The 15,694-nt window shown below is 58.5% G+C and carries 15 protein-coding genes; 6 read left to right on the top strand and 9 right to left on the bottom strand.

All coding sequences use genetic code 11. From position 1 onward, the window contains the following. A partial coding sequence (locus tag VL197_00820; protein HUJ16512.1) for an ATP-binding protein occupies nucleotides 1-1,321 on the top strand: 1,321 nt, incomplete at its 5' end. A 105-nt stretch (nucleotides 1,322-1,426) separates the two neighbouring features. Next, nucleotides 1,427-2,665 carry an MFS transporter gene (locus VL197_00815; GenBank protein HUJ16511.1) on the top strand — a complete coding sequence of 413 codons (1,239 nt, stop codon included), beginning with the start codon at nucleotides 1,427-1,429 and terminating at the stop codon, nucleotides 2,663-2,665. Nucleotides 2,666-2,804: 139 nt separating this feature from the next. On the opposite strand, the gene VL197_00810 is transcribed toward VL197_00815, so the two are convergent. Next, the gene (locus VL197_00810) at nucleotides 2,805-3,407 is read right to left on the bottom strand and encodes a hypothetical protein (GenBank protein ID HUJ16510.1); all 603 of its coding nucleotides are present in this window, start codon (nucleotides 3,405-3,407) and stop codon (nucleotides 2,805-2,807) included. 230 nt (nucleotides 3,408-3,637) lie between these two features. Here VL197_00810 and VL197_00805 point away from each other — a divergent pair, with 230 nt between their 5' ends. Then, nucleotides 3,638-4,162 (top strand): shikimate kinase, encoded by a 525-nt coding sequence (locus VL197_00805; GenBank protein HUJ16509.1) that lies wholly within the window; start codon nucleotides 3,638-3,640, stop codon nucleotides 4,160-4,162. Between the two features lie 115 nt (nucleotides 4,163-4,277). Continuing rightward, nucleotides 4,278-5,195, top strand: coding sequence for a histone deacetylase (locus tag VL197_00800; protein ID HUJ16508.1), 918 nt, complete (start codon nucleotides 4,278-4,280; stop codon nucleotides 5,193-5,195). 43 nt (nucleotides 5,196-5,238) lie between these two features. Here the strand turns inward: VL197_00800 and VL197_00795 are convergent, their stop codons facing one another. The 5 genes from VL197_00795 to VL197_00775 form a co-directional block, all read right to left on the bottom strand. Then, nucleotides 5,239-6,432, bottom strand: coding sequence for an NAD(P)/FAD-dependent oxidoreductase (locus VL197_00795; GenBank protein HUJ16507.1), 1,194 nt, complete (start codon nucleotides 6,430-6,432; stop codon nucleotides 5,239-5,241). 110 nt (nucleotides 6,433-6,542) lie between these two features. Next, nucleotides 6,543-8,036 (bottom strand): hypothetical protein, encoded by a 1,494-nt coding sequence (locus VL197_00790; GenBank protein HUJ16506.1) that lies wholly within the window; start codon nucleotides 8,034-8,036, stop codon nucleotides 6,543-6,545. Nucleotides 8,037-8,290: 254 nt separating this feature from the next. Further along, nucleotides 8,291-8,830, bottom strand: a complete 540-nt coding sequence (locus VL197_00785; GenBank protein ID HUJ16505.1) for an HPF/RaiA family ribosome-associated protein — start codon at nucleotides 8,828-8,830, stop codon at nucleotides 8,291-8,293. 255 nt (nucleotides 8,831-9,085) lie between these two features. Next, a complete protein-coding gene (locus VL197_00780) occupies nucleotides 9,086-9,820 on the bottom strand; it encodes a HesA/MoeB/ThiF family protein (GenBank protein HUJ16504.1) in 735 nt (244 codons plus the stop codon). Between the two features lie 270 nt (nucleotides 9,821-10,090). Beyond that, nucleotides 10,091-11,008, bottom strand: coding sequence for a phosphatidylglycerol lysyltransferase domain-containing protein (locus tag VL197_00775; GenBank protein HUJ16503.1), 918 nt, complete (start codon nucleotides 11,006-11,008; stop codon nucleotides 10,091-10,093). 168 nt (nucleotides 11,009-11,176) lie between these two features. Here VL197_00775 and VL197_00770 point away from each other — a divergent pair, with 168 nt between their 5' ends. Next, nucleotides 11,177-11,959, top strand: coding sequence for a dihydropteroate synthase (locus VL197_00770; GenBank protein ID HUJ16502.1), 783 nt, complete (start codon nucleotides 11,177-11,179; stop codon nucleotides 11,957-11,959). A gap of 134 nt (nucleotides 11,960-12,093) precedes the next feature. Here the strand turns inward: VL197_00770 and VL197_00765 are convergent, their stop codons facing one another. Both VL197_00765 and VL197_00760 read right to left on the bottom strand, forming a co-directional pair. Next, nucleotides 12,094-12,552: a DUF3592 domain-containing protein gene (locus VL197_00765; GenBank protein ID HUJ16501.1), complete on the bottom strand. Its 459-nt coding sequence runs from the start codon at nucleotides 12,550-12,552 to the stop codon at nucleotides 12,094-12,096. A 430-nt stretch (nucleotides 12,553-12,982) separates the two neighbouring features. Further along, a complete protein-coding gene (locus VL197_00760; protein ID HUJ16500.1) occupies nucleotides 12,983-13,774 on the bottom strand; it encodes a hypothetical protein in 792 nt (263 codons plus the stop codon). Between the two features lie 483 nt (nucleotides 13,775-14,257). Here VL197_00760 and VL197_00755 point away from each other — a divergent pair, with 483 nt between their 5' ends. Beyond that, nucleotides 14,258-15,394: a TIGR03118 family protein gene (locus tag VL197_00755; protein ID HUJ16499.1), complete on the top strand. Its 1,137-nt coding sequence runs from the start codon at nucleotides 14,258-14,260 to the stop codon at nucleotides 15,392-15,394. Nucleotides 15,395-15,464: 70 nt separating this feature from the next. On the opposite strand, the gene VL197_00750 is transcribed toward VL197_00755, so the two are convergent. Next, on the bottom strand, nucleotides 15,465-15,694 hold a 230-nt coding region (locus VL197_00750), incomplete at its 5' end, for a hypothetical protein (protein ID HUJ16498.1).

Raw genomic sequence — 15,694 nt, 5'->3', positions numbered from 1 at the left:
CACCGCCCAGCTTGCTCGCGCGCGCATTCTGCTGTCTACCTTTTCCCTGGCCTATCTGGCGGCTCTGGATTTCGTCCCCGCCTTCGGCATTGACTGGCATCCCTTCGGCTACATTCCCATTTTTCTGTTCGTTGTTATCGCGGCCCGATCGATCACGCGCTACCGCTTCAAGACGATAACGCCGGCATTCGCGGCCAGGGAGATCACCCGTGCCATGAACGACGGCCTGATCGTACTCGACCCGGACGGCGTCGTGCGGCTGGTGAATCAGGCAGCCTGCGGCCTCTTCAGCTGCCGGGAGCAGGACCTCGTCGGCAGACGGCCGATGAGCGGCATGACCAACAGCCAATCCTTTGCCGAATTCCTGGAGTCGGTCGTCCAAAGCGGGACGGTCCACAACTTCGAAGTGAATGATGTCCGAGGGGACGGCTCACGCCGCACGCTCAGCCTGTCCACGTCCATCATGCGGAACCCTGCCGGGGAAGCGCTCGCAACGGTCTGCATGGTGAACGACGTCACCGACCGGAAACGGACGGAGGAGGACCGGGAAAAGCTCATTGCCCAGCTCCAGGAGGCGAACCGGAAGCTCCAGGTCCTGGACAGGATGAAATCCGACTTCATCTCCGTAGTCTCCCACGACCTGCGCACGCCGCTGACGACCATCAAGGCCTTTGCAGAGCTGATCATGATGAGGCCCGATATGAGCCTGGAACAGCGGTCGAAATTCGTCAATACCATCAATCTCGAGTGCGACCGGCTGAAGCGCCTGATAACAGACCTGCTTGATCTTGCCCGGATCGAGTCGGGTTCGATGAGCTGGCGGGTCGAGCAGGTCTGTCTGAAAGCCGCGGTCCTCGAATCAATCACCAGCATGGGGCTCCTGTTCGAGAACAAGGGCATCAACCTGACTACCGAGTTCCCGCCGTCGCTCCCGGCCGTAGCCGCGGACCGGGACCGCATCGTCCAGGTCGTAACAAACCTACTGACCAATGCAGCGAAATTCACGCCTCCGGGAGGCGTGATCCATGTCTCGGTGTCCAGTGAGTCAGCGCACGCGGAACAGGTCGCTGTCCGGATCTCCGACACGGGTGTCGGCATTCCCGCAGAGGACCTGGAGCTGATCTTCGAGAAGTTCCGACGCTCCGGCGGCGAGCTGACCGACGCAACGTCCGGCGCCGGGCTCGGCCTCGCAATCGCGCGCCAGATCATCGAAAACCACGGCGGAAGGATCTGGGCCGAGAGCGAACAGGGAAAGGGCAGTACCTTCACGTTCACGCTTCCCCTGACAAGGAAGGAACCTCCCGTCGTCCCAAGCCCGTGATGCGCGCGTCGCACCCTCCCCGCCTGCATTTCTCTTGAAAAGACCGCGCCTTTTTGCTAGAGTCTGAAAAAATCGCGGCGTATCAGCGCCTCGCCAGGAGGACCCGTGGAACATCGTACCGCCAGCCCCCGTCTCGTTTTCTCCCTTCCCGTCATCGTAGCAGCCCTCGGCTACTTCGTCGATATTTATGATCTCGTGCTCTTCAGCATCGTCCGCGTGCCAAGCCTCAAGTCCCTCGGTCTTTCCGGCCAGGAGCTGATCGACTCGGGTGTGTTCCTCTTGAATATGCAGATGGCCGGCATGCTGATTGGCGGGATCATCTGGGGCATCCTGGGAGACCGCAAGGGCCGGCTCAAGATCATGTTCGGCTCCATCTTCCTCTACTCCCTCGCGAACATGGCGAACGGCATGGCCCACTCCCTCCCGGTCTATGCCGGCCTCCGCTTCGTCGCCGGGATCGGCCTGGCGGGCGAGCTCGGCGCAGGCATCACGCTCGTGTCCGAGGTCCTGCACAAAAGCGTCCGGGGCTACGGCACCATGCTGGTGGCTTCCGTGGGCGTGTCAGGCGCCATCCTCGCGAACCTCATCGCCAACGCCTATGACTGGCGCGCGGCCTTCATCATCGGCGGCGTGCTCGGCCTGCTGCTCCTCATTACCCGGATCAGCGTGGCTGAATCGGGCATGTTCCGGGCCATGGACGAGAAGCAGATGGCCGAACGGGGCAATTTTTTCGCTCTTTTTACCGATCGCGGCCGGTTCCGGCGCTACCTCAGCTCCATCCTGATCGGCATCCCGATCTGGTTCGTCGTCGGCATCCTGATCACGTTCTCTCCCGAGTTCGCCAAGGTCCTCGGCACGAGTGGCCCGATCTCTGCCGGGAACGCGGTCATGTTCTGCTATTTGGGCCTTGTCTTCGGCGATCTCTCGAGCGGGCTTCTGAGCCAGGCTCTGAGGAGCAGAAAAAAGGTCGTCCTTCTCTACATGGTACTGACGATCGCCGGGATCGGCCTCTACTTCCTGCAGGGAGCCCAAAGCCCTGGCTTTTTCTACGGCGTCTGCCTCCTGCTCGGCTTCGCTTCCGGCTACTGGGCGATCTTCGTGACCGTTGCCGCTGAGCAGTTCGGAACGAACCTGCGCGCGACCGTGGCAACGACGGTCCCCAACTTCGTGCGCGGCATGGTCGTGCCCATCACGCTCCTGTTCCAGTATTTCCGCCAGCACCTCGGCCTCCAGGGCGGAGCGCTTGCGGTCGGCGCGATCTGCGTCGTGGCGGGATTCTTCGCCCTTGCTTCGCTTGAAGAGACGTTCCACAAGGACCTGGACTATTATGAAGAGTTTATGTAATCGAAAGCAGCGTCAGCAGTTTCTGCACTTGCCTACAGGAAGGGAAACGAAGATAGGAGTAGACCGATTACCACGCCATGGCACGCCATGGCTGTTCCTCAGGTGGACAAAAAATGAGGTCAGTGTCGGCGTCGAAAGATCAAAAACGAAAGCCGAGGGTAATGTTGGCTATGCCAGCGCTACCGCTTATCTTTCCCGACTGCCCGAACATATTCACTTTATACTTGCCGTCAAAGGACTGCGTTCCGACTTCGATGCCGAGTTGGACGCCGGGTCGGCTGAACGTATAATAGTAGCCCAGGATGAAAGCAGTTGCCGTATAGGAGTCCTCCTGCGGCTGATTTATACTACCCGGGATCGTTGAAATGTTCGGCTTTCCTTTACCCTGGCTGAACTCCACCTTGCTTTCCAGCTGGCCATGCTCACCTGTCTTTACCCTGATCCCAACCGCGCCGAGCAGGCCTGAGGCGTCGTAATCAATGGTGCTGCTGTTGTCCTTGCTTCCCGGGACCGGGAGGGTCGCGATTTTTTTGGAATGGGTCCTGTCGAAATAGCCGGCCGCAATGAGAGGACTGACCGTCGATTGGCCCATCGGAATGATATCGAATTCCAGCTGCACATTGCTGCCGATCTCTGAAGTACTCAGGTGCGTAATGCCTCCTTTGATCCGTAGATCAACCTCGGCAGCTGCGAAGGAGGGAAACAACATCAAGAGAAAGATCAGATATGTCGTTTTTTTCATCCTACAAGACCTCCTTGTCAGATAGCATGAGCGTGGCTTCTAAAGTATCAGAAAAAGCGGATACGCACAACTATAAACTGGGCTCTTTTCGGGTATTTTCAATGTATATCATAAAGTTGCATAATGATGGCCGACTTTGTCGGTCTTCAGTTTCCCTTTCTCTCTGAGAGGAAATCTTTCTTCTCAGAGAAATCGTCTGATAGCTTTAAGACAGTTGTGCAGGGAGCAACATGGTGAAGTGTTCATCTCCAAGCAGATTGGCAAAGAACATCATCCTCATCGGCATGCCGGGCTCGGGCAAGAGCACCGTCGGTGTGATCCTTGCGAAGCAGCTGTCTCTCGATTTCATCGATACCGACGTGCTGATCCAGCGATCTCAAGGACGGTCGCTCCAGGAGATCGTGGATACGGACGGTTACCTTGCCCTGCGCAGAATCGAGGAAGAGATTTTAATCAAGCTCGCGGTCACGCATCACGTCATTGCAACAGGCGGGAGTGCGGTCTACAGTCGGGCTGCGATGGACCACTTGAAGGTCGGGGGGATTGTTGTATTCCTTGATGCAGATCTTAAAACCTTGGAATCGCGGGTTAAGGACTTCGGTTCGCGGGGCCTCGCCAAGAGGATTGATCAGTCGTTCTCTGAGTTGTTTGGCGAGCGGCGTCCCCTGTATCAGAAGTATGCGGACATTACGATCAAGTGCAGCGGCTTCACGCACGAAGAGGTGTCAACCCGGATCGTTGATGCCGTTCTTTAATGAGCTTATTATGAATACATTCGGACGGTAGTCGGACAAGCGTCATTAACGATAAAAAGCAGAAAAATGAGAATTAGTTGCTGAAAATGGATTTTTGGCAGGGTATAATTCTTTTATGAAAAAGGTCGGCTTTGTTTACGACGAAGTCTTTCTGCGCCACGAGCCGCCGGATTGGCATCCCGACAGCAAGGAGCGCCTGATCAGCATCATCGTCACGCTCAAGGCTTCCGGCCTCTGGAACAAATTGACCCATGCAAAACCGCGCCGCGCCTCCCACGACGACATCGCCCGCGTCCATGCTCCCGCTTATCTGGAGAAGATCAGGACCTGCGGGGCAGCGGAACTGGACCCTGACACCCACCTCTCCGAGGACAGCTACGAGGCGGCCCTGCACGCGGCGGGAGCGGTGATGGAAGCAGTGGACCAATGCCGGCAGGGGGAGATCGAAAGCGCCTTCTGCGCCGTGCGTCCGCCGGGCCACCATGCCGAGGCAGGACAGGCCATGGGTTTCTGCATCATCAACAACGTCGCCGTGGGCGCCCGGTACGCGCAGACGCGTGGCTACGAAAAGGTGTTCATCATCGACTTCGACGCCCATCACGGCAACGGCACCCAGCACATCTTTGAGGAAGACGATTCGGTCTTCTATTTCAGCACCCACCAGCACCCCTACTACCCCGACACGGGGAAGGACATGGAGCGCGGAAGGGGAAGGGGCCTGGGCTACACGTACAACGTGCCGATCCTTGCGGGCTCCGGGAACAAGGACTTCCTTACGGTGTACCAGGACATCCTCCCCGGGGTTCTGCAGCGCTTTTCGCCCGACATCGTGCTCGTGTCCGCCGGGTACGATATCCATGTGAACGACCCCCACGCGAACATCCGGGTATCCCATGAGGGCATCCGAGCCATTGTCCAGAGCATCGTCAGGTGCACGAAGGAGCCCGTCATCTTCACCCTCGAGGGCGGGTATGACCTTGCCTCGCTCGGCGATTCCGTCAGGATCACGATCGAAGAGATGCTGAAGGCATAAGCGTCTTTACCCCGTCTCCGCGTCGCGCGCTTCGCCAACCTTACTAAGCGTACTGTCCTGCCGCATGGCCCGATGCCCAGGCCCAGTGCAGATTGTACCCTCCAAGATGACCGTTCACGTCCAGCACCTCGCCGACAAAGAACAATCCCTTCGTTGTTTTCGCCTCCATGGTCTTCGATGAAACGCCTTCCGTATCCACTCCGCCCACGGTGACCTCTGCCCGTGCGAAGCCCTCGGTCCCGTGGGGCGCGATCTGCCATCGATGCAGCAGCTCTTCTATCCTGCGAAGGTCCTTGTCCGAATACTGGATGAGCGGCTTTGACGGCGAATTGACTTCACACCAGGTATCCGCGAAACGCTTCGGAAAATATCGTCCGAGGAATGTCTTGAGCTCCATCCTGCTTCTTCGCTCCGCAAGAAGGACTCCGCCGATATCGATGCCCGGGAAGAGATCAATCACGAGTGGCATGCCCTTCTTCCAGTAGGACGAGGCCTGGAGCACAACAGGCCCGCTCAAGCCGCGGTGCGTGAACAGGAGCATGCCCGCGAACGTCCTTCCCCCGCAGGTGACCGATGCATTAAGCGAGATGCCGGCGAGCCCGTGAAAGGCTTTTTGATCAGCGGAAGTGAACGTGAACGGCACGAGACCCGGCTTCAGTTCCGTTACCGAGAGCCCGAACTGCCGGGCAAGGGCATGGCCGAGGCCACTCGCGCCGAGTTCATGATAGGAAAGCCCTCCCGTGGCCACCACAAGGCTGTCGGAGCAAAACGCTCCCTGGTCCGTCGCGACAAGAAAGGCGTCCTCTTTGTGGACCTTCATGATGCGGTGCTTCAGCCGGATCTCGACGCGGGCCTCGCTGCACTCGCTCTGCAGCAAATTGACGATCTCCCGGGAGCTCCGGAGACAGAACAGCTGGCCCGCCTCCTTTTCGTAATAGGCGACGCCGTGCTTCCTCAGCAGCGCGAGCACGTCCTGGGGCGTGAAACGCGCAAGCGCGGACCGGCAGAAATGGGGGTTCCCGGAAAGATAGTGCTCCGGCGTGACGGAAAGGTTCGTGAAATTGCACCGACCGCCGCCGGAAATGAGCACCTTGGAGCAGATGCGGTCAGCGTGGTCGAGCACGAGAACGGACCGGCCGCGCTTGCCGCACTCAGTCGCGCAGAAAAGCCCAGACGCGCCCGCGCCGATGATGATGACGTCTTTTTTGATGGGCCTGTCCCGCCGGGCTGATGACATGGACGATACTATACCGAAGGAGGCGTGAAAAACCAAGAGGGAAAATCTTATCTCGCGGAGGCGCAAAGCCTCGAACGAGGGCAACCGGTGCGGCCTCGCTCCGCGCGAGATCAGGGAAACAGGACTGCCTGGTCCTTCCGCAGTTGGGGGAAGCTCGCTTCCGGAAGAGAGAACAAGTTCCTGAAGACCCGGTTCATCACGGAGACAAGCTGGCGGAACTTGTACGCATCGTGGTGCGAGTCGCCCGTTCGCTCCGAGGCTCGCCAGCTCTCCACGTCGGAGATGCGAAGCTCCACGCCCAGCGTGTGCTGCTCGGTTTTCTTGGCGACGCGGTCTCTGCCCGCAAAAAGCGGCGTGCCGGGGATCATGATCTCGTTGGTCTGCCTCACGCGGTGGATCGGCAGGGAAAAGGCGATCTTGCACTGGAACTTCCTGTGGCCGCGCGAGGAATGCAGGTTCGTATCCGCGTTCCTGCCGAGTGCGTCAAAGAACTTTTGAGCGTTCGCAAGCAGCACGTCCTCCCCGGGGGACTCGTTTCGCCCCCTGCCCCGGGAGAGGCTGATCATCAGTCTCCGCACCGCTTCCCGCATGCTTTCCGGGTCGTCGAAGAGTGTTTGGGTGATGGAGTGTGAGGCGGTGTTCTCCTGAAGGATCACCCCGCGCTTCTGGAGTGCATGAAAGAGCTTGAGCGTATCGTCCATGCTTTTCAGGATGAAGGTGATCGCAAGGATGTCCCTGATGTCATAGGCCTCCCCTTCCACGTTCTTCCCCAGCTTCGTGACCATGCTTTCCGGGCTCTTGAGCCGTGCCTTGACCTCCGCTATTTCCACATCAACGCCGTCACCGCTGTTAAAGACCAGGCAACCCTTCGACCTTTCGAAGGCCAGCGATTCCCGCAGCCGGTGAAAGAATGAGGAGACCTTGACGAAGGCCCGCTGGGCCGGCTCATTATCGGGGATATGCGCCGGATGCTCCCAATCGTAATGGAAGAGATCATCGAGGCTCTGACCCTGGCCCTCCAGGAAGAACCCGAGCTGGGCATAATCGTTGATATCCTGACTGTCCTCCTCGACGGACTTGATCAGATGGCACATCTTGAGCACGGCGCATGCGGCCAGTTGCCACTCCGCCGTCAACTCCGGGGACTTCCCGTGATATCCGGAGAATACAAAGGGGTACTTTCGGGATGAGGCGAGCAGGAGCAGGTGGCGGGGATCTTCATCCACGACGCGCCGGAACGTCCGGTCCTGCAGGACCGACGACGCCGCGTCGATGCCGCGCAGGCAGCTTTGGTACAGCGCTTCGTTCGGGGACCGCAGGGCGGCAAGCCGCTCCAGCTGCTTTGTCACAAAAGGAAAGAGTCCGTTGAACAGATAGGAATAGGCGCGCCGGACGTAATGCTGTGCACGCTCGCGCTCGCTCGCGCGCAGTTCGTCGCTGCCCTGCGCATCGAAGCCGCGATTGGCCATCATCCGGGAAGCCTGCCTGAGGGAGGTGGCGTAATCGCGGGCGGGCAAAAGCAGGAACGGCGTCATTTCGGTCCTGTCGAGAATGGAGCCGAAGATCTCATGATGGAGTTCCTGGTTGTCTGTCGTATCTTCCATGAAGCAGAACCCGAATCCGTTCACGCTCTGAGCATATGATTCTTTTCGCCGCAGAGAGACGCGGGGAGCACACCTTCTCTCCATTGCGACAGGCATTCCGCAGCAAAGGGAGAGCTACAAAACACGCGAGGGGGGCGGAGGAGACCGGACGGCCGCGTATCTTAGGGACGGAGGTATCCGCAGAGCAACTGATGAGAGGAAAGGACGGGGAATCTTCGTGTTTTTCCCCTCATCGCTATCGGTTGTGTTTCTGCTTACGCCGCGCGCTTGACCGCCACGCGCAGGGCTTGCGGGCCTTCCACGCCCTGCTCCTCGCGATAGGACACCGGCATGCCCACCTTCAGGCTGCTGAAATCGCTGTTCAGCACGCTGTTGCCGTGGAAATATATCTCGCGCTCGTCCGGCGTCTGGATGAATCCATAGTTCTCATCCGGGAAGATCCGCGCGATGCGACCGAACGGGACCTCGCCATGGGCCTTGACCGCGCCCCACTCGCGCCGTCTCAGCTCTTCGAGGATCCGGTATGCCGCGTCAAAGGCGTCGCGAACCGCAACATAGACGTCGATGTTCTCCTCGCGCGTAACGGCGATCTCTTTACCCGGCACCGTGATGTCGATCCGTACACCGTAGAGCTTGCCCTGGCGGTGCCGCTTTTGGGTCTCGTCAACCACGACGCGGCAGCTCATGATACGGTCGAAGAACTGGTCCAGTTTTGTAGCTTTTTCACTGATTTGAGTCTCGATTGCTTCTGAGGGAGGGAAATTTCTGAACGTCACCTGCAGGGGAAGTCTCATAAGGGCACCTCCAAATGCTCTCTTTTTCGTCCTTTGTCTTTAATTTAAAGGTAGCACAGAAAGATACAGGTGTCAAACAGGCGAAAACACTCCGCTTTTCAGGTCCCCTTCGAGAGAACGGCGTTTATTCTCAACGGGTGATTGACGCGAACAACGGGCTCTCCTGCTTCACGCCAATGCTCATAGCGAGCTTTCACGCTCCCGCTTCCCGAGGCGCGGTCACGTATAGCCGGTCACGACGATTAAGCAAGTCCGTCAGCGGGTGCCGCAGGTGGGACATTCCGGGTCCTTGCGGATCTTGAACTTCCTGAAGTCCGTCGTGGAGCCCTCCCAGACCAGAAGCTGCCCCTTGATGTTCGGACCCGTGCCGGACAGGTACTTGAGCGCTTCGAGCGCCTGGAGCGAACCGATCACCGCCGGCGTCGCGCCGACAACGGGGAATACCTCCTTCGGCGGCGCCTCGGGAAAGATGCAGCGCAGGCACGGCGTTTCCGGGGACTGGATGAACGAGAGCCTTCCGTCAATGCCCCAGATGCTGCCGAACACGAGGGGGATCTTCTTCCTGATCGCGCACTCGTTCAGCAGGAAGCGGGTCGGAAAATTGTCCATGCAGTCGAGGATGATCGCCGAGTCCCCGACAAGGGCATCCACATTCTCCGCCACGATCTTGTCGGTGATCGCCGTCACCGTGATGTCCGGGTTGAGCCGTTCCAGCGTCATCCTGGCCGAGACCGCCTTGTTCGTGCCGATCCGCGAATGATCATGCAGGATCTGGCGGTTCAGATTCGACCAGTCGGGCGAGTCGAAATCGCAGATACGGATGTTCCCCACGCCGGCCACCGCAAGATAGATCGACACCGGCGAACCGAGCCCGCCGGCGCCGGCGATGAACACCGTCGATCGCTTGAGCTTCTTCTGGGTCTCTTCACCCCAGCCTTCGATCATCATCTGCCGGGTATAGCGCTTCTGTTCGTTCTCTGACAGACTCATGCATCCTCCCCCGCTTCACGCAGCGTAGTGCCAAGAATTAGTCACAGAGTACACAGAGACATCCTCTTTTCAAGAATGTTCTCATCACGAAGTCGGTTAAGATCACAGCACCCCCTTCTCCGCCTTCCGTGGTTCAATACTTGCTTCTCCGGTTTTCATACTAAGAAAAAAAACGCATTCTATCAACAGCCAATTACTGCTCCCCGGACCCCGTTCCGGTCCCGGGGTCATAACACGGAGCGTTTCAGGGAACCACCCGCGAGGCAAGGGCTATTTCTTCAGCCGCACCCGCGCCTTCTTGAGCAGAACATCCGGCACATAGGAAGACTTGAAAACGCGCAGGTTCTCCTTCTCCAGGTCCTGCTCGAGGTTCAGATATTTATATTTCGGCGGAAGGACCTTCGCGAAATTGTTGAACAGGTACTGGTAAACACCCTTGAACGTGGTCCTCGCCTTGGCGAAATGGAGCACGAAAGTGTCGCTGTCCAGTTCCTCGCCCAGCAGGAACCCCGCCGGCTCCTGGTCAGCATAGTAGATGCCTCCGCACAGCACCAGCTCATCGTACCGGTCGAGCGCCTCGAGGCAGGGGCCGTAGTCGGTGCCTTCCTCCCTGCCCCCGGCCGTGGCCAGCCATTCCTTCAGGATGAACCGCGCTTCGTCGAGCCGGTCCGCGGTCAGCGGCCGAGCATCGGGGGTGTAGCTCTCGAGGAACTGCTTCAGCAGGTTTCGCTTCTTGTGCAGGTGCCTGCCCCGGTAGGTGCTCATCTTCTCCACGGTGTAGACGTAATCGGCGTCGCCCGCGTTGAAGTCGATTTCGAACTCATCGGCATTGAACACGCCGAGCCATTCCTCGGGCAACGGGAACAGGCACTCGGCGCCCCTCATCATTTCCTTCAGGTAGGCACTGTCGATCGCGCGCACGTCCATGGTCGGCATGAGATAGATGCGGCCGTCGTAGGACCTCCCCCGGATGAAAATCTCCCGGTCCACGATCACCTCGTAATCATGATTCGCCCGGAAGAGGTAGAGGTTCGCAAAAGTGTACTCGGAGAGCTTTGTATTCGTTCCCTTGAGCCGGGAGAAGAGAAGGTCCTTGTGTCCGATGCCGAGCTTTTCGATGCGCATGGAGGTACTATATCGGATGACTCCTCGCTGGTCAAGGACGAACAGCCCCTGCGGCGGACGCATGCTGTCTTGTTGATCACGGCCCGTCCCGGTCAATTCGCCCCTTCACTATCCCATTTCCCTCGCGCCCCTCCCTGTGCTATAATACATGAAGCGAATACAAAGGGATTACCCGCCAGGGACGTCCTAAAATTAATTAAAATTTCGATCGATCATCAAGAGGAGGCCGGCATGCTTGTAATTGCGGACAATCTGAGCGTCAGAAATGCAGCATTTGGAGAGGCTGTCAGGAAGAAGGATGAGAAGGCGATCGCGGCCATGGCGAAGGACCTGGCGTCCCGGGGCGCGGACATGATCAATGTGCAAGTGTCGATCGACGGCAGCGGGGACGAGGAACTGCTCCCCCTGGTAGTGAAGGCCGTGCAGGGCGCGGTTGACCTCCCCCTCTGCCTGGACTCGAGGAACGTGAAGGCGCTCCGGAAGGCCGTTCCCCTCTGCAAGGAGCCGCCGATCATCAACTACCTTTCGGCGGACGAAAAGAACCCCGACGAGTTCTTTAGCCTGGTCCGCGACACCAAATCGAATCTGATCATCCGCGCTGTCAGGGGAACCGTGCCGACGACGCTCGAGGCCAAGCTCATGATCATCGAGGACCTCATCGAGAAGGCGAACGCGGCGGACATCCCGAACGAGCGGCTCTTTGCCGATCCCTCGGTCGTTCATATCGGCAAGGGCATGGGCCAGGAGCATCTCATGAACGCGCACGAGTGCATCATGGTGCTGAACCAGATGGTGGACCCGCCGATCAACACCGCGGTCTGGATCTCGAACGTCACGACCGGGCTTCCGAAGAATATCAAGTCCGGCGTCGCTTCCGCATACCTGTCCTACCTCGCTGGCGCCGGGCTGCACGCGGCCATGGTGAATGTCAAGGATCCGGAGATCATGAAGGTTGTCTATCTCATCAAGACATTCCGCGACGAGATCACCTTCGCGGCGGCGGACATCGCGTAAGCAGGGAGGAAAGCTGACCATCAACGGGGGGCGACGGCTGAGGGACGAGGTCCGGAGCAAGGATCTGCGTCCCGCAGCCATCGTCCCTCTTTTTTTGGTACTTCCGGAGTCCGGCAGATCTTCTCCGTCGCGCTCTATCCACTTTTTCCGGATCCAAGCGCTTTAAGACCTTTTTCAAAACGCCCGATCTTCACAAAGAGCAACAGCGTCAGAAACAGAAGGACGAGGCCGATACCCCCTACCGTCAGGGGCCCCGACCACAGCTGCATAAAGCTGCCTATCCTGGCATCTGCCGGGTGCCCGGGATCATAGAGGACATTCACCGATGCACCCGCCTCGTACGCGGGTGCCCCAAAGGCCCCGGTCCCGTCTCGAAAGCGCACCTTTGCATTGCTGCCGATCAAAAATTCGACGACAGGGTAATAAACGACATCGGAGCTTTTGCCGCCCTTGTCCTCGTACAGATCAACGACCGTGCCCCGTGTCGATACGCTGTCCCGGTAGACCGGGTAGTTTTCCAGCCCCCACCTGGCGCCGCCTACGAACAAAACCAGACTGATCGTTCCAAAAATGACAAGCACAGCCCATCGCATAGGATCATCTCCCTCCACGTTTCCCTCCACGTTCGCCCCGACGGGCCACCAAGCCTTCCTCTTCTCAACGGGAATGAGCAGTGATACACTTTAAATCAGGAAAGAAGAAGAACTCCATGAGCACACGGAAAATACGAGTCATACGAATTATCATACTGGTCATTGGCTTGCCGCTGGCTTATTGGGTTTACCCGGCAGGATTGCTGAACACCTCCCCGGACTCACTAACCCTCGGCCAGTTTCTGCAGGGGTCGGCCTCTCTCGTCATTTTCTTTTGGACCATAACCTTCGCAGTGAATGTATCCGAATAGGGGACATACTACCGCGTGCACTCACCGTTGTGCACGCTCGAGTGGGTGACACTCATCAATAATTGCCGTGAGGCATTTCATGACGAATTTTTCAAACGAAGGCCCCCGCGCGCCAGCCATCAGGCCGTTCTGTCCTTGAGAAGTCCATACCGAATCCAGAACCAGAGAGCGAGCGCCGCGCTCCAGAAGAGCACGATCAGGTAAATGGCCATGCTGACGCGGAACCCTCCCCGGGTTTTGCTCCAGTGATGAAGATAGGGAGGAATGAGGACCATATCGTAGACGAGGAAGCCCAGCAGTTGTCCGAACGAGTTGGCAGCGCTCGGCCTGAGCCAGCCGTCAAAAAAGTAAATCGCCGAAGCGAGAAACAGGAAGCCGAACATGACCGAGCTGTCGGGATTCAGCGGCCACGGGAACACGATCGGCCTCCGTGCAATCAGCATTGCTGTCGCGGTGAATAGCGCGGCCGAAAAGACCAGGAAGGAAGTCCGCACGACAGGCGGAGCGGGCCGGGCATCACGGATTTCGTAGCGGGAGCCGATGGCGAAAAGGGCCAGCGCACCCATGGCGAGGATCCCGCACACGGCTGCCCAGCCGAGCAGGAGCGGCTGGCCGCGCTTACCGAAGAGGTGCAGGGTATACATCAGCATGCCGGCATTCAGGGCGGCAAACCCGAGCGATCCGCCCCGTACGGCATTGAGCTCCATGGTCGCACATGCCCATGCCATCGTGGAGCCTTCCGCGAGCAGCATGGATGCAATGAACAGGTAACTCAAGGGGCCATCCGGCCACGGCCATATCGCTTTTGCCCAGTCGGCCCTTTGCCAGAATCCAGAACCGAGGATCAGCAGACCTGAAGCCGTCGTGAAGAGAGCCGTACGAAGATACAGATGCCGGGAAGAGTTCGCCATAGTTGCCTCCCTTGTTGTTCAGGACGGCCTTACGATGTCCAAAGCGGAGATCGGGTTGAGGGAATTGATACCCACATCGCTTATCCCTGTTCTTTTATAGCATAAGAAATGAGCGCCTCACGCGTGGCCTGTCTGTGATTTTATCACAGAAGGGCCGGCTCATGCCGTTAGCAGGCCGCCCAGTGTCTTTTGTTCACCCCGTTCCCAGCAGTCCGGTTACCTAGTACCTCGTTGATCCTGAAGTATCCTCCCGTTATCAACGGTCTCATAATAGTCTGCACCCTCTGGTTCGTCATTCCTGCGAGGGCAGGAATCCAGGATATAACAAAAAAGCGACTTGATCCCGTGTCCAACCCCGGAATGATCACCGAGGAGCGTTTTTCTGGAAGTTCCTGTCGGACTCCTTTCCCTCCTACTTATGGGTTATTTAATAAAGCTCAGCAGGGCGGTATAATTATTTCAGGGTAGGTAAGAGAAAAAACTATGTGGCGGATATCCGAACAGAAACCTTGGGCGCGATCGGATCTGGCCAGACGTGTTTCTCTTTCCTTCGTGGCGCTTCTTGGAAGCGCTCTGCTGATCGGGAGCCTCTCGGCCTCGGCGCAGGATGAGCGGTCATCCTATGAGGCTATGGAACTGGTCTCGAATGTACCGGGGCGGACGGAGACCACGGATTCGAGCCTCGTGAATCCCTGGGGCCTGGCGAGCGTTCCCGGAGGGCCGTGGTGGGTTGCCAATGAGGGAAAGGGCCGCGTGACGCTTTACGGCGGAGACGGCACAGCGTTTCCGGGTTTGTCCCCGCGTGTGCTTACTGTTCCCGTGAACCCCGGCGGAGTCTATGACAATGCGAGGCCTACGGGCATTGTGTTCAACAGCACGAACGATTTTAATCTCGCCCCCGGCGGACCGGCCCGGCTTTTGGCAGCGACGCTCGACGGAACAATTGCGGGCTGGAGCAGCGCCGTTGATAAATACGGTGCCGCGCTCCTCGTCGACAACTCGCCCGAGGCTGTCTATACCGGCGCAACGATCGCGCTGGACGGCGGGAACCTGCTCTATGTCACGAACTTCAATCAGGGTCGGGTCGAGACCTACGGGACGGACTTTTCCGCTGTTCGCTTGAGCGACAACGCCTTCACTGATCCACGCATCCCTGACGGCTATTCGCCCTATAATATTCAGAACATCGACGGGATCCTGTATGTGACCTTTGCCGCGCCCCTGCAGGGCGGCGTGATCGCTGCCGCGGGAGAGGGATCGGGCTACGTTGACGCCTTCGATCCGGAAGGCAACCTTGTCCTTCGCTTCCAGCACGGGCCCTGGTTTGACGCTCCGTGGGGTGTCGCGCTCGCACCCTCCCGTTTCGGAGATTTCGGCCTGCGTCTGCTTGTCGGCAATGCCGGAAGCGGCTTGATCGCTTCCTTCGATCCCCTGACGGGTGAATTCCTCGGGTACCTGCCCGGCGCTGACGGCTATCCCCTTGTCGTACCGGGCCTTCATGGCCTCGGCTTCGGTAACGACGGCACTGCCGGGCCCGCAACAACGCTCTATTTTACCGCAGGCTTCAGCAATGCGGGCAGGAGCGCCTTCGGATCGATCACCGAATCAACGAGGCCGTGACAGCCATTCCTCTGACTTCCGCCGTGGTTTCTCCGGCATGAGACGATGAAACCGCTTCCTTGTGCCGCCTTCAGCGGTCCGCCCGCAAAGAGTGAAGTTTCTCTTTTATGCGCCGCCTCAGATCGGCGAGAGTTCTTTTAGCCGCCAGCCATGCCGGCATTCTGTTGAGTTCCGCATAGAGCCAATCCTTCTTGTCCTTGAACCAATAGTAGCTCGCGGCAAAGGCAGGCATGCTCAGCAAGGTATCCTTACTGATGACAAACAGCCTGGTGATCAGGGCGGTTATGAGCCCCTTGGCGA

The sequence above is a fragment of the Nitrospirota bacterium genome (assembly GCA_035516965.1).
Lineage (GTDB): Bacteria > Nitrospirota > UBA9217 > UBA9217 > UBA9217 > MHEA01.
The sequence above is the reverse complement of the archived record's forward strand: the minus strand, read 5'-3'. Positions and strand labels throughout refer to the sequence as shown.

Bases quoted from the DNA above. Each gene is read 5' to 3' on its own strand.
- VL197_00810 (HUJ16510.1), bottom strand. From the start codon at position 3,407: ATGAAAAAAACGACATATCTGATCTTTCTCTTGATGTTGTTTCCCTCC.
- VL197_00805 (HUJ16509.1), top strand. From the start codon at position 3,638: ATGGTGAAGTGTTCATCTCCAAGCAGATTGGCAAAGAACATCATCCTC.
- VL197_00800 (HUJ16508.1), top strand. From the start codon at position 4,278: ATGAAAAAGGTCGGCTTTGTTTACGACGAAGTCTTTCTGCGCCACGAG.
- VL197_00795 (HUJ16507.1), bottom strand. From the start codon at position 6,432: ATGTCATCAGCCCGGCGGGACAGGCCCATCAAAAAAGACGTCATCATC.
- VL197_00790 (HUJ16506.1), bottom strand. From the start codon at position 8,036: ATGGAAGATACGACAGACAACCAGGAACTCCATCATGAGATCTTCGGC.
- VL197_00785 (HUJ16505.1), bottom strand. From the start codon at position 8,830: ATGAGACTTCCCCTGCAGGTGACGTTCAGAAATTTCCCTCCCTCAGAA.
- VL197_00780 (HUJ16504.1), bottom strand. From the start codon at position 9,820: ATGAGTCTGTCAGAGAACGAACAGAAGCGCTATACCCGGCAGATGATG.
- VL197_00775 (HUJ16503.1), bottom strand. From the start codon at position 11,008: ATGCGTCCGCCGCAGGGGCTGTTCGTCCTTGACCAGCGAGGAGTCATC.
- VL197_00770 (HUJ16502.1), top strand. From the start codon at position 11,177: ATGCTTGTAATTGCGGACAATCTGAGCGTCAGAAATGCAGCATTTGGA.
- VL197_00765 (HUJ16501.1), bottom strand. From the start codon at position 12,552: ATGCGATGGGCTGTGCTTGTCATTTTTGGAACGATCAGTCTGGTTTTG.
- VL197_00760 (HUJ16500.1), bottom strand. From the start codon at position 13,774: ATGGCGAACTCTTCCCGGCATCTGTATCTTCGTACGGCTCTCTTCACG.
- VL197_00755 (HUJ16499.1), top strand. From the start codon at position 14,258: ATGTGGCGGATATCCGAACAGAAACCTTGGGCGCGATCGGATCTGGCC.